The 380-nt window shown below is 67.9% G+C and carries 1 protein-coding gene; it reads right to left on the reverse strand.

The window, feature by feature from the left end:
• Positions 1–380: FUSC family protein (locus QWI17_RS00885; RefSeq protein ID WP_302720601.1), on the reverse strand; the 380-nt coding region annotated here is incomplete at both ends.

Below are 380 nucleotides of genomic sequence, written 5' to 3' on the forward strand. Positions count from 1 at the left end.
AGGCCAATGGCCGTGCCGAAAATGCGCTGCACCAGCTTGCGCCGGGTCGCACCGTAGTTGGGCTGGCAGACGAACAGGGTGGTGAGGATGATCCAGTAGCCCTGGGTGGGGTGGATCAGGTGCACCATGCCGTAGCCAATCGACAGTGCCAGGGGCAGGCGCAAGGCATGCCGGAACAGCAGCGACGTGGGTGTCAGCTGGGTACGCAGGCGCGTCCACACGTCTTTGAGCGAGCGTGGCGAGCGGTCGAGCAGGCTGCTGTCACTGGCGTCGGCCAGGCTGTCGGGGTTGCTCGCGGCACTGAGCAGGCGGTCGAGCGTGGCCAGGTTGGCAGCCAGGGCCCGCAGCGAGCGCAACAGGCCGCGCCAGGCCGGGTTGTT

It is taken from the genome of Gilvimarinus gilvus (assembly GCF_030518155.1).
GTDB classification, from domain to species: domain Bacteria; phylum Pseudomonadota; class Gammaproteobacteria; order Pseudomonadales; family Cellvibrionaceae; genus Gilvimarinus; species Gilvimarinus gilvus.